General features: G+C 52.2%; 20 protein-coding genes. 2 read left to right on the top strand and 18 right to left on the bottom strand.

The genetic code is table 11. The features are described 5' to 3' along the window. Positions 1 to 19: 19 nt before the first annotated feature. From ACR02O_RS16300 to ACR02O_RS16335, 8 genes are all read right to left on the bottom strand, one after another. A complete protein-coding gene (locus tag ACR02O_RS16300; RefSeq protein WP_494522010.1) occupies positions 20 to 1,297 on the bottom strand; it encodes a phosphotransferase family protein in 1,278 nt (425 codons plus the stop codon). Beyond that, positions 1,294 to 1,941 (bottom strand): histidine phosphatase family protein, encoded by a 648-nt coding sequence (locus ACR02O_RS16305; RefSeq protein ID WP_458137775.1) that lies wholly within the window; start codon positions 1,939 to 1,941, stop codon positions 1,294 to 1,296. Before ACR02O_RS16305 ends, ACR02O_RS16300 begins: the two co-directional genes overlap by 4 nt. Continuing rightward, complete coding sequence (locus ACR02O_RS16310) at positions 1,925 to 3,253, bottom strand: phosphotransferase family protein (protein ID WP_494522011.1); 1,329 nt, start codon at positions 3,251 to 3,253, stop codon at positions 1,925 to 1,927. Before ACR02O_RS16310 ends, ACR02O_RS16305 begins: the two co-directional genes overlap by 17 nt. Continuing rightward, entirely contained in the window at positions 3,250 to 5,382 is a 2,133-nt protein-coding gene (locus ACR02O_RS16315) for an alginate lyase family protein (RefSeq protein ID WP_494522012.1), read from the bottom strand. Before ACR02O_RS16315 ends, ACR02O_RS16310 begins: the two co-directional genes overlap by 4 nt. Beyond that, positions 5,383 to 7,392, bottom strand: a complete 2,010-nt coding sequence (locus ACR02O_RS16320) for an alginate lyase family protein (RefSeq protein ID WP_494522013.1) — start codon at positions 7,390 to 7,392, stop codon at positions 5,383 to 5,385. Continuing rightward, a complete protein-coding gene (locus ACR02O_RS16325; RefSeq protein WP_494522014.1) occupies positions 7,367 to 8,722 on the bottom strand; it encodes a glycosyltransferase family 4 protein in 1,356 nt (451 codons plus the stop codon). The genes ACR02O_RS16320 and ACR02O_RS16325 overlap by 26 nt, the downstream gene beginning before the upstream one ends. Positions 8,723 to 8,785: 63 nt before the next feature. After that, positions 8,786 to 10,042: a glycosyltransferase family protein gene (locus ACR02O_RS16330; RefSeq protein WP_415878462.1), complete on the bottom strand. Its 1,257-nt coding sequence runs from the start codon at positions 10,040 to 10,042 to the stop codon at positions 8,786 to 8,788. 908 nt (positions 10,043 to 10,950) lie between these two features. Continuing rightward, a complete protein-coding gene (locus ACR02O_RS16335) occupies positions 10,951 to 11,652 on the bottom strand; it encodes a hypothetical protein (protein WP_494522015.1) in 702 nt (233 codons plus the stop codon). On the opposite strand from ACR02O_RS16335, the gene ACR02O_RS16340 reads away from it, so the two are divergent. Beyond that, a complete protein-coding gene (locus ACR02O_RS16340) occupies positions 11,646 to 12,395 on the top strand; it encodes an IS5 family transposase (protein WP_129871393.1) in 750 nt (249 codons plus the stop codon). The two genes, ACR02O_RS16335 and ACR02O_RS16340, sit on opposite strands and share 7 nt — an antisense overlap. 612 nt (positions 12,396 to 13,007) lie before the next feature. Here the strand turns inward: ACR02O_RS16340 and cysK are convergent. The 9 genes from cysK to ACR02O_RS16385 all read right to left on the bottom strand — a co-directional run bounded on the left by cysK (position 13,008) and on the right by ACR02O_RS16385 (position 22,589). After that, the gene (gene cysK / locus ACR02O_RS16345; RefSeq protein ID WP_494522016.1) at positions 13,008 to 13,985 is read right to left on the bottom strand and encodes a cysteine synthase A; all 978 of its coding nucleotides are present in this window, start codon (positions 13,983 to 13,985) and stop codon (positions 13,008 to 13,010) included. Positions 13,986 to 14,075: 90 nt separating this feature from the next. After that, positions 14,076 to 14,393 carry a hypothetical protein gene (locus ACR02O_RS16350; protein ID WP_494522017.1) on the bottom strand — a complete coding sequence of 106 codons (318 nt, stop codon included), beginning with the start codon at positions 14,391 to 14,393 and terminating at the stop codon, positions 14,076 to 14,078. 319 nt (positions 14,394 to 14,712) lie between these two features. Next, complete coding sequence (locus tag ACR02O_RS16355) at positions 14,713 to 14,913, bottom strand: hypothetical protein (RefSeq protein WP_494522018.1); 201 nt, start codon at positions 14,911 to 14,913, stop codon at positions 14,713 to 14,715. Between the two features lie 84 nt (positions 14,914 to 14,997). Beyond that, positions 14,998 to 15,321, bottom strand: a complete 324-nt coding sequence (locus ACR02O_RS16360) for a hypothetical protein (protein WP_033158040.1) — start codon at positions 15,319 to 15,321, stop codon at positions 14,998 to 15,000. Between the two features lie 155 nt (positions 15,322 to 15,476). Then, positions 15,477 to 16,184 (bottom strand): rhomboid family intramembrane serine protease, encoded by a 708-nt coding sequence (locus ACR02O_RS16365; RefSeq protein ID WP_415878466.1) that lies wholly within the window; start codon positions 16,182 to 16,184, stop codon positions 15,477 to 15,479. A 42-nt stretch (positions 16,185 to 16,226) separates the two neighbouring features. Further along, positions 16,227 to 20,120: an ATP-dependent RNA helicase HrpA gene (gene hrpA / locus ACR02O_RS16370; protein WP_494522019.1), complete on the bottom strand. Its 3,894-nt coding sequence runs from the start codon at positions 20,118 to 20,120 to the stop codon at positions 16,227 to 16,229. Between the two features lie 437 nt (positions 20,121 to 20,557). After that, complete coding sequence (locus ACR02O_RS16375; protein ID WP_494522020.1) at positions 20,558 to 21,595, bottom strand: AAA family ATPase; 1,038 nt, start codon at positions 21,593 to 21,595, stop codon at positions 20,558 to 20,560. Between the two features lie 578 nt (positions 21,596 to 22,173). Continuing rightward, positions 22,174 to 22,377 (bottom strand): hypothetical protein, encoded by a 204-nt coding sequence (locus ACR02O_RS16380; RefSeq protein ID WP_494522021.1) that lies wholly within the window; start codon positions 22,375 to 22,377, stop codon positions 22,174 to 22,176. Beyond that, the gene (locus tag ACR02O_RS16385) at positions 22,374 to 22,589 is read right to left on the bottom strand and encodes an addiction module protein (RefSeq protein ID WP_494522022.1); all 216 of its coding nucleotides are present in this window, start codon (positions 22,587 to 22,589) and stop codon (positions 22,374 to 22,376) included. The genes ACR02O_RS16380 and ACR02O_RS16385 overlap by 4 nt, the downstream gene beginning before the upstream one ends. A 518-nt stretch (positions 22,590 to 23,107) precedes the next feature. On the opposite strand from ACR02O_RS16385, the gene ACR02O_RS16390 reads away from it, so the two are divergent. Beyond that, positions 23,108 to 23,584, top strand: coding sequence for a hypothetical protein (locus ACR02O_RS16390; RefSeq protein ID WP_494522023.1), 477 nt, complete (start codon positions 23,108 to 23,110; stop codon positions 23,582 to 23,584). 54 nt (positions 23,585 to 23,638) lie between these two features. Here ACR02O_RS16390 and ACR02O_RS16395 read toward each other — a convergent pair whose 3' ends face one another. Then, a complete protein-coding gene (locus ACR02O_RS16395) occupies positions 23,639 to 24,004 on the bottom strand; it encodes a hypothetical protein (protein ID WP_205454082.1) in 366 nt (121 codons plus the stop codon). Positions 24,005 to 24,026 lie beyond the last annotated feature (22 nt).

A 24,026-nucleotide genomic window follows, 5' to 3' on the forward strand; every position in this document is an offset into this window, starting at 1 on the left:
AACGGTTTTTCCGGTGAATTCAGTCGGCCAGCGGCCAGGGACGCAAAGCCAGCGCAATAAAATCAGCGACCCGTTGCGGCGCCGCGGGTTTTTGCTGGATGAAGCAACGGTAAGCGCGGGTGAGTAACTGGCCTCGCAGATGCCAGGCAAAGCGTTGCGGGTCGGTTGGGTTGGGGCTGGCGGCTGAGTAGGCTGTAAACAGTGTTTGAACGAGCAGGTCTATCAAGGCAATCGGATAGGGATAGTTGTATAAATCCGCCGCGAAATTGGCCAAATCCTGCAACGAGTCGCCCAGCGCCAATTCGTCGTAATCGAACAGCGCCAAGCGGCCGTCCGCCAACACCAATAATTGATCGATATGAAAATCGCCGTGGATCAGGCCTAACACTTCAAACTCTGGGCAATCTTGGCGTAACTCGTTGAGTAACCCAGTCAGCGCCGGTTGAATGGTGGGATAGGCATGGCTCAATTTATCGGCTTTCTTGAGCCACTCTTTTAGCTGTTGCTGCGAGGTGATGACCGGCAGCGGCGGTGGTGTGACTTGGTGAAAAGCGGCAAGTGCGTTAGCTAAGGCCGGGATTTTCTCTGCGACATCGACTGTAAAATCCAACTCGGTTAGCATGTGGCCCTGCAAGCCTTCTAACCATAAAGTGTGGCGATCGGCGTCGTAAGCTAAGGCTTCAGGCATGACAAAGGCTACGGCCGATTGGCGTTGCAGCGCCCGCAGGTTGGTATAGACCGCCCGACCTTGTTCATCGGCATACGTTTTGCCATAAACCACCCGCGCCGGTTCAGTTTCGCTGGCGGCGAAGCGATAACGCGCCGTGCAGCGAATTTCCGGACGGTAATTGACGATCTCGATAGCCGACAATCGCCGTTGGCCCAATTCGGGAATCTGCCGGCTATCCACCAAGTCCGCCAGCCAGGGCATCGCCGGATCGTTCGGAAAACGCCAGCCGATCATGCCCAGTTCGGCCAGATGTATCGCCCGTTCGCCGTTGGCTTGCGCTTCGGCGAAGGCTTGCTGGCTGCGTTTGCCTATATAGGCTCGGGCGTAAAGTATGCGCTGCTCGGCGATCGTTTCATCTGGGTGGCGGCCGCGCAGATGGTAAACCAGCGATAAAAACGAGCGCTCGCGGTTTTCTGCAAGCCGATAGGTCTTGTAACGCGGATGCTGAATCTCGCAGCCGGTCACTTGCCAGTCGCCAGACCGGCACTCGGGCAAATGCTGTTGCAGCGCGGTGGCCATCAGATCGCCATCCAGCAAGGGGGCAAATTGCGCCAAGGGGTTAATCATGTGCGCAACCCCGCATAGCGCCGGCCATGCTGTTCGCCGCCCAGGCGTATCGTCATCACTTCCGCGGTGCTGTGCAAATCAACGGCGTACAGGTATTTGTTTTTGACGTTGATCTGGGCTACGCCGGCAAAATCGGCACCCAACAAATGGTTTAAGATGATTTCGTTGGTGTTGCGATGCGCGACGATCAACATCGCCTTGCCGCCGCCGGCCAACATGGCTTGCAGGCTGTTCAGTACCCGCGCGCTAAAATCCGCATACGCTTCACAACCGGGTACGCTGAAGCCATATTTATCCTGTTCGCGTGCCGCCCATAACCGGCTGGCTTCCGGATCGCGTTCATCAACATGCCGGCCTTCCAGGATGCCCAGGCCAATTTCCCGCAGACCCGCCAAAGTCTTGATGGGCAAGCCCTGCAAGGCAGCGGTGGGTGTGGCGGTTTGTATGGCTCGGATCAGGCTGCTGCTGTATATCGTGCTCAGAGTTTCCTGTTTCAGCACGTCCGCCAAGGCTTCAGCTTGCTGCATGCCTTTGACGGATAATTTCGCATCGGCCTGACCGGAAATCCGTTGTTGCAGATTCAATTCGCTTTGGCCGTGACGAGCCAAATAAATCCGCCGTGGCTGATCAGATGAATACATCATCCGCTCCAGTAGCCTGCCCACAACGCGCCGCGAACATATCGCTCAGCGCCAGATAATGTTTGATTTGTTTGAGACGGGTTTCGTCCAGTTGGCGCAAACTGCGGCGCACCACTTCGTGTATCAACGCGGCGGCGACCTGCCAACGTAAATCGGCCAGACTTAGTGTTTCCCGGCGATGGCGTTGGTAACTCAACACCAAGCGATTGACCAGGGGATGGATGGATTCAATCAAGGCCGCATCGCGGATGCCGTTTAAATATAGATTGGCGATCAGGCTGGCCAGATCCAGCATGGGGTCGCCGAGGCATACGCAGTCCATATCGATCAAGCCCAAGCGCTGACCGTCATACAAAAAATTATTCAGTTTCAAGTCGTGGTGTAGCGTTGCCAGCGTAGATGATGTTTGACGCGGCGCCTGTGCCAACAAACTGTTTACCGAGCGGGCAATACGGCCGGCCCATTCGGGACGAACTTGCTCCGCCAGGGTTGGCGTGGCTAACAAACCCTGCACCACATCGTTTTGCGTGTAGCGTCTTGGCGTATCGATACGGCAGGCGTGCAAGTCCGCCACGCACTGTCCCATCCGATCCGCCAAGACTCCATCCCGATCCGCCTGCAACTCCGTCCACGTCAAAGCCTGACCAGGCAGATGGGCTTGCCAAAGCGTCAGCGTGTCCGCGTCAAAAGCCAGCGCCTCGGCGCCCCAGCTATATCGCTCATCAAGCTGGCGCATGACGGCAAAGGTTTCGCGGCCCGCATCATCGGCATAATTTTTGGCGTACAGCAGCTGCGGCTGGGCTGATTCGGCAGTTTGCAGGCTATAACGAATCATGCAGGAATGCTCGGCAAGATAATGCAACACCTCGGATTGCAAACCTTCTACAGGCATGCCCAGTAAGTCGGCTGCTTGCAGGCGGATCGCCATTGCTTGGTGGTCCAGCAGCGTGGGCAGATGGCGCAGTTTGCGATCATAAGGAAACGCCCAAACCAGCATGGCCGGATGTTGCAACAGCATCAGCGCGCCTTTCGCCAAGTCCGGCCGCTTGGCGATTTCCCGTTCAAACTCGTGGTTAACCTCGGCAGGCGAGCATAAGCGCCCGGTGGCAAAGCGGGTGCGCGGATGGCCGGATTGACCTACCCACCGATACCCCACCAACAGGCTCTTCCCCGGTTTGTAACGTTTTTCGCCGATCTGCCAGCCGCTTCCGGACGCTGGACTATCCGCATCGTCCAGCAGCCAATTTAGCAAAGGGCCCATCAAGGTCGGATTCAATGCCGTCGGCATCTGCGGAAATTGCGGGTCTTGATTCATGCCGCGCACTCCCAAGCTGCTGATGGTGCTGGATTGGTCGGGCTTTGCCGATAATTCAATACAACCGGTTTGTCGAGGCTGTCTAATAGCGTGCGGCCGGCAATGCTCAGACTTTCGGCGGCATCGGCTTGCAAGCTGACGATCTCTCCCAACAGATTGCGGCGCACGAACAACAGCTTTGCCCGGCAGACAATATCCGCAAAGCGGTATTCCGCGGGCTTATTGAGATGGCTAACAAAAAAACAGTCGCGGTAAACCGTGTCAGCTGTCGTTAAGCTAATACTCAAGGCCATGGCGTGCATTGGCGTTGCCGGATGCTGCGACTGGCTGACCCGCAAGCTGTCGATCCGGATGTCCGGCGCGTCATCGCGATAGGGATACAGCACGGTTTGAAACCAGCGGGTACCGTCACCCTGTTGGCTGAAACTCAGCACCGGCGTGGCGTGTTTGACGCCATACTCCGGCGAAAACCAGCCCGATTCAATGTGCATCGCCACCTCGGCACGCGGCGCCTGCGCGATTAATAGATTAGGCAGGCAAATACCCTGGCCTTGCCGATTGTTCAGTCGCTGGATTGGCGCTGACGATGGCGGCGACAGATGAAAAAATTGTTGGTAGCGATGACTGGCGCAGCCGCTTAGCAGGTCGCTGACAATCCAGTACTCGTTTTCGGCAAAGAAGATGCTGCGCTGATGATCGACTTCGTAACGGGGGCTGAGTGCCCGGCCGTGGACAAAATCAAAGCCTTGATTCGATTCAAAACGGACTACCGAGGCGTGGGGTTGCGGGCCTACCGGTGCATGGCATTGGTAGGCCATTTGATCCTTGTCATCGATCATGACTGTGTTGTGGGCGGCGGTGCCTTTAAACGCATGCCGCCAGTTGACGTCGTCGCCATCGTGTTCGTGATAGGTATACCGGCCCGGGTCGACGATCAAGGAACGGCCGAAAGCGGCCATTTCAAAACTTAACAAGTCGTAATGGCCGTGGCTGCCAAAACCCAAATCGCCGCAATCGAAAAACAGGTAACGGCCGTCCGCATAAGGCCGTTCGCCCCAGTCGCTACGCAAAATGCAGTAACCGCTGTCGACAAACCGACGCGAGCGTTGCGCCGGCGGCTGGCCTTGCTTACCTTGGCTGCGCACATAGCGCAGCGCGTCGCTGGGGTAATAGCGTTCGGCTTTACCAAGCAGAGACAAGTAGCTGTTGACGTCGCCGTCGTTGATGGCCGGCAGCCAGCCGTCGGGTTTGTGGGCGTAAATCGAAAATTCCAGGGCTTTTTCAATGACGGCATCGAATGGCTCGGGCAAGGTCACGCCGTTTAAATCCGCGAGTTCGCGAACCCGCAGAAAGTTCTTCAACACCGTATGGTGATAGTCGGTGGACAGCTCTTTTTGCACGCCGTCAGCCAGGAAATCCTGGCTTAGATTGGCCAGCAGTTCGCGTTGGGCAAAGGCCTGTAACTCTGCCGAGGCACTGAGTTCTGGAAATATAATTGCAATGGTGAAAATCGCTGACAGCTCGATGGTGCGGTGATTGCCTTCCGAGGTTAGATTGCGGCTGAGAAATAGCGCCTGCGACTGTATTGATTGCAAAAAAGCCAGCAAAAATTCGGCGCTTATCGCTTGGCAGTACCGGCCCGGCACGAAGTAATGGTAAGCCAGCAGCCATTGTTGCAAGCGGCGTCCCGTCACCTGGCTGTTCACAAACCCGTCCGGCACTTGCTTGATCCAGGAACCGACCAATCCCACCCATTTATCGGCATAACCTTCGTCGCCGCTGTAGTCGTAAGCTAGCGCCAGATCGCGGGCATAATAAAACTTGTGCAGCAAAATCAGCCATTCCAGATCGGCGCTGGGGTTATGCAGCCAGTCAAATCCGCTGTCTAAACGGTGGGGTTCGTTATTCAGGGTAAATTGGTTATCCAGAATAGGTGCCGCGCTGGCGACATGTTTGGCTTTTCCGGGTTTGAGCGGAAAGTAGTTGTCGACGCCGCGCTGGCGAAAATGCGCCAGTACCTCGGCGGGTGACCACTCAGCGAAAGGCGCAACCAATAACGCCGGACTATAGGAGGCTGGGTTGTCAGACAAGGGTGTGCTATCCATCGCGGGATATTCGGGTTTCATCATTTATCCCCGTGCCGCCACAGCCGATTCGGTATGCCACGCCATCACCCGGCCCTGACTGTCCTGGCGGCGGAATACGAACGCGCTATCGGTATTTAGATTAGAAAACGCGTAACCGCCACCCTCGCGATGCGCCAGAAATAGCGTGTCGAGATAGTCCCCGTGCGTCTGTTGACTGTGAATCCTTAGGGCGCTAGCGACGGTATTGCCCACCGTTTGGTCGTGTTGACTGACCGGCAGCTGTTTCAATGTCAGCCGCGGCGGCGTCGATTGATAAGGAAACAGCACGGTCAAAAAGCAATAATCTGCGGCATGCGCGGCAAACTTGACGACCGGTGCCGGGTGTTTGCTGCCGTAGCTGGGCGAGACAAAACCCTGCTCCAGCGTGAGTTGGGTATCCGGTTGCGCGGCTTGCAGCATGAGCAAATTCGGCGAATCGACACGCAAGCCGGCGGCATCGACTCGGGTTGTCGTGCGTTGCAGGGCTAGCGCATCCAGATGAAACCGCAGTTCGTAGTCGTGGTTTTGTTTCGCGCGCAGCACATCACAGATCAGCCAGTATTCGCCGGCAATGAACAGGATTTTGCGCTCGTGAATCACCGGATATTCATGGCTGGCGGCGATGCCGTGTAAGTAATCGAAACCCGGCCGGTGCAGCGCGCATTTAAATTCGCGCGCCGGTTCCGGGCCTTGAATCTTGTATTTGCGAATGTGCGGCGCGTAAAGCGTCTGGTTTTTGCCGTCCACCTGCACGGTGTTGTGGTAGCCGGTGCCGCGAAACAGCAACCGCCAATTGGTGTCGCCGGATTCGTCGTAGGTATAACGGCCCGGATCGACGATCAACGAGCGGCCGTAAGCCGCCATTTCGATATTCAGTAAATCCAGATGACCGTGGTTGCCGGCCCCCAGTGGCGCGCAATCAAAAAACAAGTAGCGTTCGTCCTGATACGCTTCGCCTTGATCGCCCCAGCCGCTGCGCAAAATGCTGTAGCCGCTGGCGGTAAAGGTTTTTGAGCGTTCCGCCGGTGCTTGACCTTGTTGGCCGGCCGTGGCGACGTACAGCATTGACTCATCTTGATACAGCGTATGGCCTTGGCGCAGCAAGTCCAGGAAGTTGGTGCTGTCGCCGTCGCTGATGGCAGGGATAAAACCGTCGGGTTTATGCGCATGCAGGCAAAAGTTCAGGGCTTTTTTTATAGCTGCGTCCATGTCCACCGGCAGCGCGATGTCGTTCAGCATCGCCAAGCGACGAATGCCCAAAAAATTGCGCAGCACGATGTGGTGGTAATCGGTCGATAGTTCGCAATGTACGCCGTCGGCCAGCAGATCGGTTTGCAGGTTGCGTTGCAATTCGGCTATCGAAAATTTCAACCATTCGTCGGCGCTGCGCAGTTCCGGAAACACCACCGCCGCCAGGAAAATCGCGTAAAGCTCCAGGGTGCGATGATTGCGGGCCGGGGTCAGGTGGTCGCATAGATAGGCCACTTGCCGTTGCAGCGAGGCCAGAAAATCCAGATGAAACTGCGCATCAATGGCCGGTACCGAGGCCGTCGAAACGAAATAGCGGTAGGCAAAAATCCAGTTTTGCACCCGCCGACCGGTGACGTCGCTGGAGAGAAAATCGATGGGTACGCTATTTATCCAGCTGTGAGTCAGCGTTTGCCATTTATCGCGGTAGCGCGGATCGCCGGTCTCTGCAAAGCGCCGGCTCAAGCCGACTGCATAATAAAACTTGTGCAACAGAATCAGCCATTCGACATCGGTGCTGGGGTTGCTCCGCCAGTCGAAGTCATCATCCAGCTGATAAGTCTCGTGATTGAAATCAAAGCGGTTATGCAATACGCCGTCCAGTTTTTCGGGGGTGTTTTGCTCTTCGTCGATCACCGAAAAATAGCGGACATGCCGGCGGCTATGGAAATACGCCAGCAAGTCAACCGGCGTCATATCGCAATACGGCGCCGCCAGCGCCTGCAGACGCGGGTCGGTATTAAGAATGTTCAACACAGCAGACATGCGCTTCCACCATTTCACCGGCCAGACAGGCGTCGAACAGTTTTTTTAATGCCACTGTGGTGTGGCGGGAATTAAAATCCTGGCAGACGGTTTGCCGCGCGGCTTGGCCCAGGCGCTGGCGCAATGCCTGATCTTTTAATAAGCGTTCGATGGCATCGGCCATGGCTGCGGCGTTTTTCTCGGGCACCAGCAGGCCGTTGACTTGGTCTTGAATCAGTTCAGGGATGCCGGAAATGTCGGTGGAGATGACCGGCATTTCCATCGCCATCGCTTCGACCAAGACATTCGGAATGCCGTCGCGGTCGCCGTTGTCCACCACTAGACACGGCAGCGCAAACACGCTGCCTTGCTGGTAAATACCGCGCAGTTCTTCCTGGGTTACTGCGCCGGGCAGACTAATCACATCTTGTAAATCCAGTTCGGCGATCAGTTGTTTGATCACCTGCGCGTATTTATCGGCGCCGCCGACGATGCGACAGTTAAATTTGATACCACGGTCGCGCAGCATTGCGCAGGCCCTGACTAAATAATCAAAGCCTTTTTTCTCGACCAGCCGCCCAACTGACAGAATGGTTGGAACAGAGTCAGCGGCGGATTGCTCGCGTGGCTCCGGCACAAACAAATCGGTGTCCAGGCCGTGATAAATCCGGTGCACGGCAATATCGCTGCCTTTGCAGGCGTCCAGATGTTGCTGATTGGCGCCGGTGCAGGTCACGGCAAATTTGGCGCGGCGCATTTTAATTTGCAGCAAATCGCCGGGATTCAATTCCCTTAGGTAAATGTCCTTGGCGTGGGCGGTAAAGCTGAACGGCAGGCCGCTGATCCGGCTGGCGAACATCGCCACCGTCGTGGCGCCGTGGCAGAAATGCGCGTGGAGGTGGCGAATGGCCGGATTCTGCGACACCGCTTCGGCGATAGTGCCGGCTTGCAGAAATTCCTTGATGAAAACGGTGCGAGGCCAATCCAGCCAGCTTTCGCGGTACTTGATCGACATGCTTAAACACTCCAGCAAAGCGCTGAGATAGGCGATTGGCCGCTTCTGGAACAGCCGGCCGTGGCTGGCCGTAAATTTCGGCAGGTTTTCCTTCAGCCAGACCCAAAAGCTGCGCCCGGTCAAATCGTCGGCTTGCGGCAGATAAGTCACTGGCGCTTTGATCTGGTCAACCACGGCATGGTGCTTTTGGCCCTCGAGTTGCTTGATCGAAAAGATCGACAGTTTGAGGCCTAAGGTTTCCAATAAATGGATTTCATTGGTGATAAAGGTTTCCGAGGTGCGCGGAAAGCCTTTGAGGATGTAGGCGACTTGCGCCTGGTTGTCGTGGTTTTGCATGGTGTAATCCATAAGGGGCCGTTCGGCGTTGCTCGCGCCGAGTGATGTATTCGGCAAATTGAGTTAGTCGGCGCTGGCGCTACGAGTCGAAGCCCTGATCGTTGCCGGCAGGTTTGCCGGGCAGTCGTAAAGCAGGTCGCTGATCGACTGGCTGATGCGCGGCAAGCCGCCCATGTCGATTTGATACATCCGGCTGTGGTGGACGTTGGTGCGGCGCAATTCCTCGCGGACGGTATCCATCAGCAATTTGGGCGTCAGATTGTTGGGGTGAATGGCGCGCACCAAACCTTGCAGGGCCAGGCGTTCCGCGCGTATCCATTGCTCCTGCGAAGGTTTGACGCGCGGCACCAAAATCGCCCGTTTACGCAGGGTCAATAGCTCGCAGGTGGAGTTATAACCGCCCATGCTGACCACCAAATCAGCGGCTTCCATACAGGCCATCATGTCGGTGTTAAATTCCTGAATCACCACGTTACGACAGCCGCGAGCCAAAACTTCGAGCTGGTGGCGGCGGCTTTCCGACATTTCCGGGCCGCAAATCATCAGAGTCATGGTGTTGTCGCCCAGATCTTGCCGATTTAAGCCTTCCAGATAACTGTGCAGCAATTGGTAACCGTCTTCACCGCCACCCGCGGTCACCAGCACCAGACGTTCCTGGGTACAGCCGATTTGCTGCCGAATTTCGCCGGCGCGTTTGTCGCTTCGTTCGCGGGCGATATAGCCACAGAAGTCGACTTTTTCGTGGCTGGCTTCGGGAAATTCGTACTCCTTGCGCATGTCGTAAATCTCCGGCGAACCGACCACCAGCACCTTGTCGTAATGGGACTGAATGGCATCGTGGTAACCGTTTTTCTTCCACACGGGTATCGTGCTTTCCGGACTGTCGAGGATGTCGCGCAACAACAAGACCAGTTTGGCGCGGTGGCCGCGGCGTTGCATTAGATTGAGAGCCGCGCCCAATTCGTCGCTGACGCCGTAGGGCTTTTTATCGACAAGAATCAAATCGGGGTCGAAATCCAGCACTGCGCTGCGGATGATGTTGCTGCGCAGTTTGAGCAATTGGGCGTATTCCATATCCAGAAACTTCACCGAATAATCGCCTTTGACGCTACGCGAAAGACAAGGCAACTTGATGTAATCGATGCGGTCCGGAATCCGGAAGGCATGCAGCATCGGCGAGCCGGACAAAATCAAAACCGAGACATTCGGATCGGCATCCACCAAGGATTTAGAAATAGCCAACATCCGCCGGATATTGCCCAGACCGAAGGTATCGTGAGAATACACAATGATTCTTTTGGATTGCTTGCTAAGCGTCATGGCCCGGATTCCTTTTGCTGCATCGTCACTATGCGGGCGCCATTAGTTTCCAGTGAGGATAATCTGACGCCCGGTTCAATTTCGGTAACCAGACAAAACCGTGGTTACGTGCAGCGTTTATTCCCGGGCAAACCAGCAAGGTTCATTCAAATCGGCATTTTCATCAAACTTTAATGTGGCGATGTTACTCAGCCTGCCCACAGGCGCATGAACCGGTTTTTTGGGACAGCCTGCCTTAAACACGGTGCAAATAAATTGAGAAGTACGAAATCCGGGATTTGAAGCGCTTCGGGAATGTGGCGCCAATGGTTTGAGCGATGTGCAAGTCGGCATTCGATCTGCTCTGCTTTCAAACAGCGCAGCGGAATTAAGAGGTTTTTAAGCAAAAAGGCGAACAATCCGCTGCGACTGAAACAATCCCACAAAGGAGGATATATGTTCAGGCTTATAACGATATTGTTAATCGGCGTGTTATGGTCCGGAACCGCTTTGGCGCATGGAGATAATTGGGGACATGGCCACCATAGGCGGCATCATCACCATCACGGGCATGCTTACCGGCCATATTTTAGGATGCATGGCCCGGCAAGATTGGGCTATTACCCTCCCCCGCCGCCGCGCTATTTCGCGCGGCCGCCGCTGGACTATTACGGCTATCCGCCGCGGCCGATGCCCCGATATGATTACCGGGAGCGCTGGTGATTGGGCGCGCCGTGAGTCAAACGGGTGCTTGCTTTGACTTAGCAAAGAGATAACAGTCATGTGCATTTGGGGTTGGTTGGCACTTCCAAGCATCTGGCTTCAATCGGCCATAATGCGACGTTCAAAAATTTGAATATATGGCAGCTATAGATCAGAAAGCCGCCAATTAAAATAGCGAACACATTAGTTGCGGGGTTGGAGCGAAGTCAGGAAGGCATTGGGGGTTTGGGCCAAGTTAACTGATGCAAGCTAAAAACTTGCTCCCGAATAGTCGCCCCGTATTCATGGGCGATCCGCAACTTCTCTAAAATGATCGCTGCTTTGCGGAGTTCTTCCTTAAGTCGTTCTGGAGAGTAGGATGCCTCCATAAGCTCAAGATACTGAACGGCGAAACTCGATTTCCGCTGCGCTATTATCTTGTCTTCGGAGATTGTTTCATCGACCATTTTGTATTGTTCAAAGGAAGTGTTACGCAATTCAGTCAATTGCGTGCCAATAGATGTGATTGCTCCTAGAAAAAAGGCTTGATCCTGAGGAGAAAGCTCTCGCTTAAATGACTTGGTTGTTTCGAACACGGACTTTAGACAGTTTGCAACGTCAATCTCGTAGACGCCCTCGACATCGGGTGTCTGATGGGTTTCTTTTGCATTAAGTGGCGGCAGTTCTGAAGGTTTTATTGATAAGTCAGAACATGTTACCGACGCCTTTGTCACGTATTCACTTACTGCATACGAGCGGATTCTCCCATACTTCTTTTCAAGAAGCGCGGTTGCGCCCTTCAACTCAAGTTCCTTCCTTGCAATCGCTTCATCTAGGGGCTGTTGCCATTTTGTCATAATCCCTTTGAAAATCGATTGGCGAGCCATATTGATTGAGTTTTCAATCAAACGATAACTAGCGAATGCCACGCCAACTGCTTACAGATACCCACTGGGAAAAGCTAAAAACGATTATGTTGAGTTTCAGCATTTACGACAAACCCGGTCTTCGGCAAACGGTCGAAGGGATTTTTTATCGCTTGCGTGTTGGCTGCCCTTGGCGAGACTTGCCCGTCGCTTTTGGCAAGTGGAATGCCGTGTACAAGCGCTTCAATGCCTGGTCACTGCAAGAAAAGCTGAGGGGTATCTTTCAAGCGCTAGTGATTGAGCCTGATTTGGAATGGCTATTTATTGATGGCAGCATTATTAAAGCCCATCAACACAGTAGCGGCGGCGCCCATGAAAATCCAACAGCCATCGGGAAATCGGTCGCAGGCAACACGACCAAAATCCATATGGCGGTTGATGCCGGTGGACTTCCCATCCAGTTCTCGATTACGGGGGGCGAAGTACATGACTGCAAAGAAGCGCCGGAATTTGTGGCCAAGCTCCCCCAGGCGGGCTACATGATTGCAGACAAAGGGTATGACAGCGAGCCGTTACGGATTCAAATTCGAGACCAAGGCACAGTCCCCATCATCCCAAGAAAACAAAATTCAATAGTCGGGAATGAGGAAATGGACTGGTGTCTCTATAAATATCGCCACCTCGTTGAAAACGTATTTGCGCGACTGAAACATTTTAGAGCTATTGCCACCCGATATGACAAACTAAAACGCAATTTTGAAGGTGCTATCGCCCTGGCTTGTGCATTTATATGGTTACCGATGTGAAACGGCAACAGCCCCTAGTAGTGCCTTCTGATAAAGGGGTAAGACCGTAAAGTAAAGGCTGAATACAGTAAATAGGAAGAGGCCGAACTGAGCGAAGTGACTCATACGCGGGAGCCATACATCCATCCAATGCGCAACTCCACTGGGAGGTGTGGCTTTTATTTCATTTGAACTAGATCGCTGACGCAATACGCAGCGAGGAACTTTGTAACACAGCATGTGTGGCCCAAATACAAAATAGATAGTTAGCCCATTTATCTGCAGACAAATGGGCTAACAAACGATAATTTTCTGATCAATATATTACTGTAGATCAACAGGATTTGTGGCCGTTAATGAGCTAGTTACCGTCATTCATTCAAATCGAGCGGCAGACAGCAACGGGTCGATAGCGGTAAGTCAACAATCTCAATCCTCCCGCTTTGCCCTGAACACCGGACTTCCCTGTTTATTATTCAGCCGCATTTTGCACAATACAGAAATATTTCAGCTACCGGCCAAAATGATGTTTCGACCTAATAATGCATATAGCGGAAATACAAAGGGGGCAGCAGCCAGTTTGCCAAGCTTTTACAAAAACCTTAGCCACTGCCCCTTAACTTCAGCGCCGACTCAAACCGCCACGCCCTGCGCATCGAACAAGCCTTCGAATAAAGCAGAGCTCAAATACCGCTCGCCGGAGTCCGGCAGTACCACCACTATGGTCTTGCCGACATTTTCAGGCCGTTTTGCCACCCGCACTGCCGCCGCGACCGCCGCACCGCAGGAAATTCCGGATAACAAGCCTTCTTCCCGCGCCAAACGCCGCGCATATTCAATCGCTTCATCATTACTGACTTGTTCGATGGCATCGATCATGGATAAATCCAATACATCGGGCACAAATCCGGCCCCTATGCCCTGAATTTTATGCGGCCCAGGCTGTATATCTTGGCCGCTGCGATACTGAGTCAACACCGGGCTAGCTTGCGGCTCCACGGCAATAGAAACGATGGGTTTGCTTTGCGTGAGTTTGATGTAGCGCGATACACCGGTAATGGTGCCGCCGGTGCCGACGCCGGCAACCAAAATATCGACCGCGCCATCGCTGTCATGCCAAATTTCCGGGCCGGTGGTCTGCTCGTGGATTTGCGGGTTAGCGGGGTTTTTGAACTGCTGCAACAGTACATAGCGCTCAGGATCGGAAGCGACAATCTCTTCCGCCTTGGCGATGGCGCCTTTCATGCCTTTGGCGCCCTCGGTCAGCACCAGTTTGGCGCCGTAGGCCACTAGTAATTTGCGGCGCTCGATACTCATGGTATCCGGCATGGTCAAAGTCAACGGAATGCCGCGGGCGGCGGCGACAAACGCCAGTGCAATGCCGGTATTGCCGCTGGTTGGCTCGATTAACTCTTTGCCGGGTCCCAGCAGGCCGCGATGTTGCGCATCGTTGATCATTGCCGCGCCGATGCGGCATTTCACCGAATATCCTGGGTTACGCCCTTCCACTTTAGCCAATAGTGTGACTTGAGCGCCGTCGGTAATGCGGTTAAGCCTGACCAGCGGTGTTTTGCCGATAGACTGCGAATTGTCGGGATACCAATATGCCATAACATTTTCCTTCAAAATGGATAGTCCAAAAAAAGCCAGTGCGCATTGACCTGCACTGGCTGTTTGTGGGGTTGAATTAAGCTCATACCGCTAAATCAGAAAAACGTGCTGCACACGCCCTGAATAGCCGTAGTACCACAGCTCCAAGATTGCGCCTGTTTGAAGATTTTTGCAACCTGCAGCCAGGCGCATCGTGCATCCCTGGGATAGCCGGCCATCAATCAAAGACAGTAAATTCAAGCCGCAAGAAAGCTCCGCCAGCCAAAGCCTAGCGTTACCGGAAAGTAATTGAAGGTTGGAAGAATGATCCTGAATGCGCACACCGGTGAAGGCATGCGCGGAATCGGCAGAATTTACTTTTTGGATGTTCTGATAATTGAAGTCAGATGACGACCGCATTGTGCGCAAACAAAGTTTCCGGTGGGTACGCCGGAGACATATTCTTTGGCTAAGGACGGGTGGTCGCAGTGCTCGTCATTTCTGCTTTTAGTTGATGTATCTAATTTCTTTGCGTCCATAATATTCCCCTTGCTTTACGCATACTTACAGGATTATTTAACAAATTTTTTTACGTTAAAAGTTAAGCAAAAAACATACACACAGAACACAAGCTTATGTACTTAAAAGACTTTTATTAGCCGCAGACCAAACCCAGCAAAAGTCGAACCGTCAGGTGTAAATTTTCTCGACTTAGCCATTTACGCTAACCATCCGCTTTACCGATACATCAGCCGCTTAATACGCCAATTTGCAGAATTTGAGCAGCTAATAGAGTGAAATCGAAAAAATCAACTGAACCAGTTTGTTTGGTTGCAAAAAAGCTGCTGTAAAAAATTCCGACAGCTGATAAACGCCGGGGATCTGGCTGGCTACCAGGGAATTTACCGGGCCAAATACCATTATTCAAGCCGCCGGACCAAGCAACCATTTCGGAAAATAATCAATGCTCGGCAAATCGACAGGCACAAAAAAGGGGCTTGCAAGCCCCTTTTTTACGATTGCGTGGAGCAGTCTATTTAACCGCCTCGGCAATTTTGTTGAACGCTTCAACCCGTTGCTTGCCGGTATTGGCTAAATCGATGCCATTCTCGACGATCATTTGAATCAAGCCCGGTGTGCTGTAAACGATTTTGCCCATGTAAGCCACTACCGGCACGGCAACAATCGCACCGAACAAGGTACCGATACCTACCATATGCAGCATTTTGGTAATTAACACCACTATATCCAGCGGCAACAAAATCAAAGTACCGAAGTACAACAATACGATGAATGTGAACAGCGCGAACACCACAAACTGCAGCAGTCTTACCAATGCGACATTAAGGTTTTTCATGTTTATTTGTCTCGAATGAATGAAGAATCTTTTGCAAACACAGGCAACGGACTTGTTTTTGGTTGCCTTTTCAGCCGGTTAGCCAACTGCCGACATTATAAAATAAAAGCCCTACCGTTTCTTGCTTTTTTGCCGGTTAAACGCGGCTTAAAGGCCTATTCATCAGACAGGAATTGATATGCCGCGGGTTTCTTTTCGATAAAAAACGGATGCAGCAAAGCCCCGGCAACGAAACCGCCCAGATGCGCCCACCAAGCCGAATCCACCGCGACATTATCTAAAACCGCTGCGGTGAATACATCGCCGATTTGGATAATCACCCAGAATCCAAGAAAGGCTATCGCCGGCACATGGAAAAACAGCGGATAAAACAGGATGGGCACCAGTATCACTACGGTAGCTTGTGGGAAGCGAAAAAAATACGCCCCCAACACGCCGGCGATGGCGCCGGATGCACCCACCACCGGCACCGCCATCTTGGGATAAAAATACCACTGCGCATAGGTTGCCAACAGTCCGCACAACACATAAAACGCCGCAAAGCGTTTATGTCCCATCAAGTCTTCGATGTTGTCGGCGAATATCCATAAAAACACCATGTTCATCAACAGGTGTAGGAAACCGCCGTGCAGGAACATATTGGTAAAAAACGACAGATAATGATCCGGCGGCAAACCAAAACTATAAGCCCAATCCGGATTGGAATATCGAATCGGCACCATCCCGTACATGTAAACAAAGTGCTGCCCCATTTCATCCGGCATAAACAGCATCGCTACGTACACTGCTATGCAAATAGCCATGATGCCCCAGGTCACATAAGGCTTGATGTTACAAGGTATCGAATCTCGAATGGGTATCATCTTGGGCTTCCTTCTGTAGTGGGCACAAAAATCAGAGGCTGATTAAAACTTTTCGTTCCAAGTCTTTTCCAGACGCTGCACCGAAACCGGGTAAGCGGTTTTAAGTTGCTGCGCAAACAAGGACACGCGCAATTCTTCCAAACTCCAGCGGAAGGCTTCGCGTTCCGGCATCGGCACCAAAGTCTTCATTTGCTTTTCGACATGCTGCCAAAAGCGTTGCGATAGCCTGTGCAGACCTTGGATGTCCGCCGAATCGGGCTTTTGCTTATCCAGACGACACTCAATGGCTTTTAAATAACGCGGCATCGCTTGTATCTGCGCCAACGGCGTATATCGTAAGAAACCGCTAAACAGTAGCAAACTCAGTTGTTTTTCCAAGTCTTCCCGCAAATTTGGGCTGACGCCAGGCTGCTTCAATCGCTGTCTTACCGTTTGGTAGTTTGCCATGATTTCCGTGACATGCTTGCCCACCTGATTCCCAACCGTGACCAGCGTAGCCTTTTTGGCCGCCAGCGCCGCTTCGAACTGCTGCTGGCTGCGGATCGTACTATCAGCAACAAACACACTATTAAAGATCAAGAATAGTAGATCCTCCTTAAAATCGCCGCCCGGCCGTTCTGTCAACAACGGATGCTTGGGCAGTTGGTTATAGGCTAATTGCAAAGTAGCCTGGACCCCACTGTTTTTTAACAAATACTGCGCGTCCTTGCGGCATTGCAATTGAAACAACTTGGTCAAACCATCGAAATGCGCCAGATCGGCCTTGTACTGGGTGTCGAGTATCTTCACCCCCACCGTGTCGCCTTCATCCACAATCGCCGGAAAGCCGATAAAAGTTTGGCCTTTTTGCATGAACTGCCAGGTCTCGGGCAAGTCGTCGAATGCCCAGGCAATGCAGCCGGTATGGTTCATCTCTTCCTGTGCCAGCTTGTCGAAACTGTCACCAGCCTTTGTGGCATAGTCGGCTTGCAGCTTAGCCAGGTTACGGCCATAGCCCAAGGCCCGGCCATGATCATCAACGATGCGGAAATTCATTTTCAAATGGTCCGGCAAGGCATCCGGCTGCCACTCATTCAAGGGTATCGATTCGCCGGTCAGTTTGCGCAAACGACCGCTCAACCACTCGAACAACGAGCCCTTAAAATCCGGTTCAATTTCCAGGCAAGCTTTGGCGGTGTTCGGCACCGGCACGAAATGCTTACGCAGATGCTTGGGTAGCGATTTGATCAAGGCCGTGACTTTTTCTTCCAGCATGCCCGGGACCAACCAATCGAACGGCGCCTGGCGAATTTGATTGAGCTGATGCACAGGTACGATGGCCGTCACCCCGTCTTCGTCGTGACCCGGCTCAAAGCGGTAATGCAATTCGATAGTCAAATCGCCAACCTTCTTGCTATCCGGAAAATCCCAATCGTTGATCTTGCCGTCGTCGTGGCGGGTCAAATCTTCCTTAGTCAGAAACAGAATCTTCGGATTATCGCGCTCAACTTTCTTGCGCCACTGATCGAGGGTGATGCCGCTCACCACCTCAGCCGGCAGCTTTTTATCGTAAAACTGATACAGCCATTCCTCGTCTTCCACCAAATCGACGCGGCGGCCTTTGTGCTGAATGTAGCCCACCTCTTCCAGCAAGGCCTCGTTGGCCTTAAAGAACGGCGCATTGCTGTGATAATCGTGATTCACCAGCGCATGGCGGATAAACATCTCCCGCGCGGCCTTAGGATCGACATTTTCGTAAGGCACTTTGCGCTTGGCTTGCAAGGTCAAACCGTACAACAGGGTGCGCTCGTAAACCCCGCTACGGCCGGCGTTTTTCTCCCAATGCGGGTCGTAGTAATTGCGTTTGACCAGATGTTGGGCGCAGGCTTCTATCCATTCCGGCTCGATCTTGGCGACGGTCCGTGCATAGACCTTGCTGGTTTCGACTTGTTCGGCGGCCATGATCCACTTCGGCCGCGCTTTGTACTGGCCGGAACCCGGAAAGATGAAAAACTTCAAACCCCGCGCGCCCAGATATTCGTATTGCTCGTGTCTAAAACCGATATTCGATAACAAACCCGGCAACAACGCCATGTGGATTTGCTCGTAATTAGCCGGATTGCCGCTGGTCTTCAAACCCAAATCACCACGCGCCACCTGCATGATCTGCGTGTGAATGTCGTACCACTCGCGCATGCGAATGTAAGACAAGAAATTGTCCTGGCAATACTTGCGCAACTTGCTGTTGGTCAGATGTTTCTTCTGCTCTTCAAAAGCATTCCACAGATTCAGCAAACTCAAAAAGTCCGAATCTTCGGCCTTGAACTGGGCATGTTTGGCTTCGGCCTGCGGCAATTTATCGGCCGGTTTGTCGCGCGGGTCCTGGATGCTCAGCGCCGAGACGATGATCGCCACCTCGTGCAGCGAACCCAGTTGCGCCGCTGCCAGCAGCATGCGCGCCAGTTTGGGGTCGGTCGGAATCTTCGCCAACTGCCGGCCAGTTTCAGTGAGATTGCCCTGCTTATCCAACGCATCGACTTCGAACAGCGAAGTCTTGCCGTCGCGGACCATTTTTTCGTCGGGCGGTTCGACGAACGGGAATTCTTCGATGTCGCCCAATTTCAAAGCCGCCATCTGCAAAATCACCGACGACAGATTGGTGCGCAAGATTTCCGGTTCGGTAAATTCCGGGCGCGCCAGATAATCCTCTTTCGAATACAGCCGGATGCAAATACCCTCAGCCACCCGCCCGCAGCGCCCTGCCCTTTGGTTGGCGCTGGCTTGGGAGATACGCTCGATAGGCAAACGCTGAATCTTGCTTTTGTGGCTGTAACGGCTGATACGGGCATGGCCGGAATCGATCACGCAGCGGATGCCCGGCACGGTCAAGGACGTCTCCGCCACGTTGGTCGCCAGCACAATGCGCGGCTTGTTGCCGCTGGGTTTGAACACCCGCTCCTGCTCGGCAACGCTAAGCTTGGAATACAGCGGCAACACCTCGTAGCGGGCATTATTGTGCGACTTACGCAAGGACTCGGCGGTCTCGCGAATCTCATGCTCGCCGCTCAAGAAAATCAGGATGTCGCCGCGCATATCCCGGTACAACTCGTCCACCGCATCCAGAATGGCTTGCTGCAAATCGGCGGAGGTTTCGTCGTCTTCCTCGATCAATTCGATAGGCCGGTAGCGCACATCCACCGGATAGGTGCGACCGGAAACATTCACAATCGGCGCGTCATTAAAATGCTTGGCAAAGCGCTCCGGGTCGATGGTAGCGGAGGTAATCACCACCTTCAAATCCGGGCGTTTCGGCAATAACCAGCGCAGATAGCCCATCAAAAAATCGATATTCAGGCTGCGCTCATGTGCCTCGTCGATGATGATGGTGTCGTATTGATTTAAGTAAGGATCGTTCTGCGACTCGGCCAGCAGGATGCCGTCGGTCATCAGTTTGACGAGCGAATTAGGATGCGTTTGGTCGTGAAAGCGCACCTTGTAACCCACCGCCTGACCGATGGGCTGACCCAGTTCCTCGGCAATCCGGTCGGCCACGGTACGGGCAGCAATCCGGCGTGGTTGAGTGTGACCAATCAAACCTGTTAAGCCACGCCCTATTTCCAGACAAATTTTAGGCAACTGCGTAGTCTTGCCGGAACCGGTCTCGCCGCAGACGATGGTCACTTGATGGTTTTTAATCAGCTCGGCAATCTCGTCCTTCTTGCCGCTGACCGGCAAATCCGGGTAATTAATCACCGGCACCGATGCCCGGCGCTGGTTGCAACGCCCCACCGAACGCTCGATCTTATCAGCCACTTGCTGTACTTGCCCCGCCACATCCTTACCCTTACTCGCCTCACTGCGCAGTCTGTCCAGTTGCCGCTTCAAGCCGTGGCGGTCAGTGCCCATGCAGTTTTGGAGATTTTTGGCGAGTTGTTTCAGGGTGTCTTGGACGGACATGGGGCGGAGAATCTGGTAAAAGCCCGGCATTATAAGGGCAGATGGGGTGGTTTTACATTTGACTCGGGAGAATTAACTTGGCTCCTGACCATCAAGTGTTGCCGCCTATTCCACTGGTTTCCAAGCTCCAGCTTGGTAACCGAACCTCGAAAGCTCCAGCTTTCTTATTAGCCAGGAAGCAATAGCTTCCAAGATTTAGGTTCCAAGCGAGAGCTTGGAAACCAGAAAATAGGCCAACAAACGAATTTCTTGGACACGATTCAGTGACCGGCCAAGTTCTACCGCTATCAAGCCCGGCTTAACCAAATGCAAACTGAACAGCGTGATCAGGCCGTTGTGAGTGCGGCTATCCTCTGAGTCACCAATTACATGGATCGTAAGTTGGCCATTGCTAGCAACCTCAACCGATTTTCTCGTTTGTTTTAGAAAATTATTAATCAGTGTTTGAAATCTAGTAATAGGTGTTCTAAGAGAGTTTCTATCTTCAATGTATTGATGGAGTAATTCCAAATGCTCAAGAATACGATCTGCTTGAGGCCTGTTGATAATCCATTCAAGGTGATCATGAGAAAACCCCCGTCATCCTTTTTTTTATTTTTTTTCGTAGTTACTTTTTTAGATTCTTTGGCACTTTTGTCCAACGACTCAACCACGCGACTCATTTTTTCAAAAAAGTGCGTTAACGCATTTTGAATCTCAGGTATTGGTATTTTAGTCCCCTCTGCAGCTTGGGCAATTTTGGCAAGCTGGCGGTACTGTTCTAATTCAGTTTTTGAAGGAAGATCGACATTCGATCCAAAGTCACCAGGCTTATATTCAAATGCTTTCTTGAAAAACTCATTACGAAGTCTTTCATCAAGTTGCTCTTGCTTCGCTCTAATTTCTTGCATGCTGGTAACAACTAAGTAGTTCACCTCGATAAGGCTTGCTATAGCAGCTGAACTGCGAAATGTAGGATCATCTGGCCAAAATCTTCTAGCCATAAACTCACGTCGCCTAGCTTCATCTAACTCATCAGTAGTTGATCCAGGAACGAAAAACCTCCGATCCAACCCTAAAAACATAGGTGTCGACATCTTCGATATTGAATGAAAAACAGGCGTAGATTGATACATTTCGCGTATTTTGGAACCAGGCTCATCACCACGCTTAGTATCCAGAAATAATTCAAGCTCTGATCTGCTGATACAGAGTGATTCATCAATCGAACTTATACTAAGCTCGACGCCTTCTAAAGATTTTGTTGCTGAAACAACGATCTCTTGTTCACTATCAATAACAGTGACTTCGGCAAGAGAAAATGTGATGGATGCCAGCTCATTGATGTTAGGTGTTAGAAGAGCCATCAACAATCGTAGCGCGGACGTTTTTCCAGACCCATTTAATCCAATTAGAAAAGTTAGGTCTTCAAAAAAAGTTACATCTAGAGGTAGATATCCATGCACATTCTCAGCATGAAGCTTGGTGATTTTCATTTGCTTAGGTCATGTTTTTCAAAACGAATAGTCTAGTTTATTTTTTCCATCATTAGCCTAAATCATGAGAGTAAATCCAAAAGAATTCGGTAAAACTACTTTTGATCAGCTCTTTAAATTAGTCGAACTTGTTAATGGTTTTTCCTGAGAATTTCTTTACGAACAATCGCTTATATGGGGCGGATTGCAGTTTTTTCGGCAATCAGTGATTTTAACAAGTCGATACAAAGTCGGGGGGGGCAGGCAGTGCAATCACTATCTTTAGGTAAACTGATAGGCGGTTATCCATTCAAGTGCTGTCACTCACAACCATAACGTAGCGGTCCGCAATTGGCCGACTGCCGCTGCTTTTACACTGGTTACCAAGCTCCAGCTTGGTAACCGAACCTTGAAAGCTCTTGCTTTCTTTATTTGACGGGAAGCAAGAGCTTCCGAGATGTAGGTATTCAAGCTGGAGCTTGAATACCAGTGAAATGCGGTACAACTAAGCCCAAACCGATTAACTCCCCATCCCTGCAGAAGCCGCTTTGGATTCCGCCTACAATCCAGAATTCGAAACACAAGGGCTTGATCGTCGATCACTTTGTAATGGGAAACCGCTTTGCCAAAAGCCTATGGAATCCAAAATGCAGGCTATGAACGCCGGCATACAAAGCTAATGAATCAATTTCGGCGAACAGACTGTCGAAAAAATAATCGCCTACTCCTTCTTGCTGCTTATCGTAAAACAAGCGTCCTGCCGTCAAATCATCCATGGCAGTGCGTAAAATCCGAATTTTCATTCGAACCGCGAGCGTAATGCCTTTTTGGCTTGCTGCCAATCGACCGCCTCGATATCCCCTACTGCATAAGCTGCTTCTGTGCGCTGTAATTCCTCCTGATGCCACGGTAACGCCGGGACGTCGTTTTCGTTATTGAGCAAATCGTCCCACAGAGCTTCGATAAGTTTGAGTTTTTCGGTTGCAGGTAGTTGCCGCAGTTCAGCGCTGATCATGAGGGTGCTCTCGTATCGGAATAGCCGGATCGATACTAGCCCGAAACAGCGTTGAAAGCCAAGAATTATCGTGCCCACGCTCCATCCTGTATCGCTCCTGCGGTGCCATTCGACACGCTAGACATCCGCTACTAAGTCCCCACCCCAGAGCGTATGCGCAGCTTGAAGGCAATAAAAAATTTGAAGCGCATCGCCCGCGGCAGATGCGTCCGCTATCAATGGCCGTATCCGACATCAGTCCAAGCTTCGTTTTCATGGCTTCCCACTGATTACCAAGCTCCAGCTTGGTAAGCTGAGGCTCGAAAGCTCTAGCTTTCTTTATTTGCCGGGAAGCAATAGCTTCCAAGATTGAGTTTCCAAGCCAGAGCTTGGAAACCAGAATCCAACACAGAAGCAACCAAAAGCAGCTCACTTCCTAGCAAATAAATTCACGCGCTTCTCCAAATATGGCCTACGCTTTTGTTCTGCGGACCACACCCAATCATCCGCACTATCAGCCACGCTAAAAGGAGATAAACATGAGTCAACATCTGATTTCTTTAAGCCTTTCCGATAATGATCTGACCGACATAGACGCCGCGCTAAAGACATTGGAAGACCGCTTCGCCGGCTTTCTTGTTTTAACCCCGGAAGAACGCCGCACTATCCTGAAAATGGGCGATAAAACCGAAGCGTTCTGCCGGCAGACGCTGACGTTAGCCACCCAAAACACCCAAGCCATTCCGCCCGGTCTCGATATGGTCGAAGCGCAAGCCGATCTGGTGACGCTCGACAAACTCCGCCCTCGCCTGCACCGCCTGCGCGATTTATTGAGCAGAGGCGAGGATACCGATATGGCGCTGGGCAGCGATATTTATAGTTTTAGCCTGGATGCTTACGCTTCTTTAAAAATCGCCGGCAAGGGCGCGGGCTTGGAAACCCTGCGGCAGGCGATGTCTGTTCGGTTTAATCGCGGCACCAAGGCAAAAACCCAGGCCACCCAACCTGCCGGCTAAACAAGATAAGCATAATGGCTGTCCGGCAAGGCTTTCCGGCTTAGCGATTAAGCTTTATCCCTTGGCGGAATAGATAAAAGCATAGCGCGCAAGCCTTTCCGCTAAAGCCGCAAGCATATTAGAGCCACTCGCCACTTTCAGAGCCTTGCCCGCAAGGTAAATTGCTTCGCGGGCAAGGCAATTTGCAATAAACGCAAGCCTTAATAGCTTAAGCGCAAGGCCTTGAGGCCAAACCGCCACCTTATTTGGTTCGCACGCTAGCTTCAATGGTTTGCGCACAAGGAAAAAAGCCTTGCCCGCCAGGCAAATAAGCTTGCGCGAATCCGGAAAAGCCTTGCGCACAGCTCTAATTGGCTTGCGCGCAAAGCTCTGAAACTTGCGCTTATGACAAAAACCGATGGTGTCCCGAATTTTTGCCAAGTGGACCGACCGACCTGCTTAC

The organism is Methylomonas sp. PHL2-19, assembly GCF_059331595.1.

Bases quoted from the DNA above. Each gene is read 5' to 3' on its own strand.
- ACR02O_RS16300 (WP_494522010.1), bottom strand. From the start codon at position 1,297: ATGATTAACCCCTTGGCGCAATTTGCCCCCTTGCTGGATGGCGATCTG.
- ACR02O_RS16305 (WP_458137775.1), bottom strand. From the start codon at position 1,941: ATGATGTATTCATCTGATCAGCCACGGCGGATTTATTTGGCTCGTCAC.
- ACR02O_RS16310 (WP_494522011.1), bottom strand. From the start codon at position 3,253: ATGAATCAAGACCCGCAATTTCCGCAGATGCCGACGGCATTGAATCCG.
- ACR02O_RS16315 (WP_494522012.1), bottom strand. From the start codon at position 5,382: ATGATGAAACCCGAATATCCCGCGATGGATAGCACACCCTTGTCTGAC.
- ACR02O_RS16320 (WP_494522013.1), bottom strand. From the start codon at position 7,392: ATGTCTGCTGTGTTGAACATTCTTAATACCGACCCGCGTCTGCAGGCG.
- ACR02O_RS16325 (WP_494522014.1), bottom strand. From the start codon at position 8,722: ATGCAAAACCACGACAACCAGGCGCAAGTCGCCTACATCCTCAAAGGC.
- ACR02O_RS16330 (WP_415878462.1), bottom strand. From the start codon at position 10,042: ATGACGCTTAGCAAGCAATCCAAAAGAATCATTGTGTATTCTCACGAT.
- ACR02O_RS16340 (WP_129871393.1), top strand. From the start codon at position 11,646: ATGCCACGCCAACTGCTTACAGATACCCACTGGGAAAAGCTAAAAACG.
- cysK (WP_494522016.1), bottom strand. From the start codon at position 13,985: ATGGCATATTGGTATCCCGACAATTCGCAGTCTATCGGCAAAACACCG.
- ACR02O_RS16355 (WP_494522018.1), bottom strand. From the start codon at position 14,913: ATGGTTGCTTGGTCCGGCGGCTTGAATAATGGTATTTGGCCCGGTAAA.
- ACR02O_RS16360 (WP_033158040.1), bottom strand. From the start codon at position 15,321: ATGAAAAACCTTAATGTCGCATTGGTAAGACTGCTGCAGTTTGTGGTG.
- ACR02O_RS16365 (WP_415878466.1), bottom strand. From the start codon at position 16,184: ATGATACCCATTCGAGATTCGATACCTTGTAACATCAAGCCTTATGTG.
- hrpA (WP_494522019.1), bottom strand. From the start codon at position 20,120: ATGTCCGTCCAAGACACCCTGAAACAACTCGCCAAAAATCTCCAAAAC.
- ACR02O_RS16375 (WP_494522020.1), bottom strand. From the start codon at position 21,595: ATGAAAATCACCAAGCTTCATGCTGAGAATGTGCATGGATATCTACCT.
- ACR02O_RS16380 (WP_494522021.1), bottom strand. From the start codon at position 22,377: ATGAAAATTCGGATTTTACGCACTGCCATGGATGATTTGACGGCAGGA.
- ACR02O_RS16385 (WP_494522022.1), bottom strand. From the start codon at position 22,589: ATGATCAGCGCTGAACTGCGGCAACTACCTGCAACCGAAAAACTCAAA.
- ACR02O_RS16390 (WP_494522023.1), top strand. From the start codon at position 23,108: ATGAGTCAACATCTGATTTCTTTAAGCCTTTCCGATAATGATCTGACC.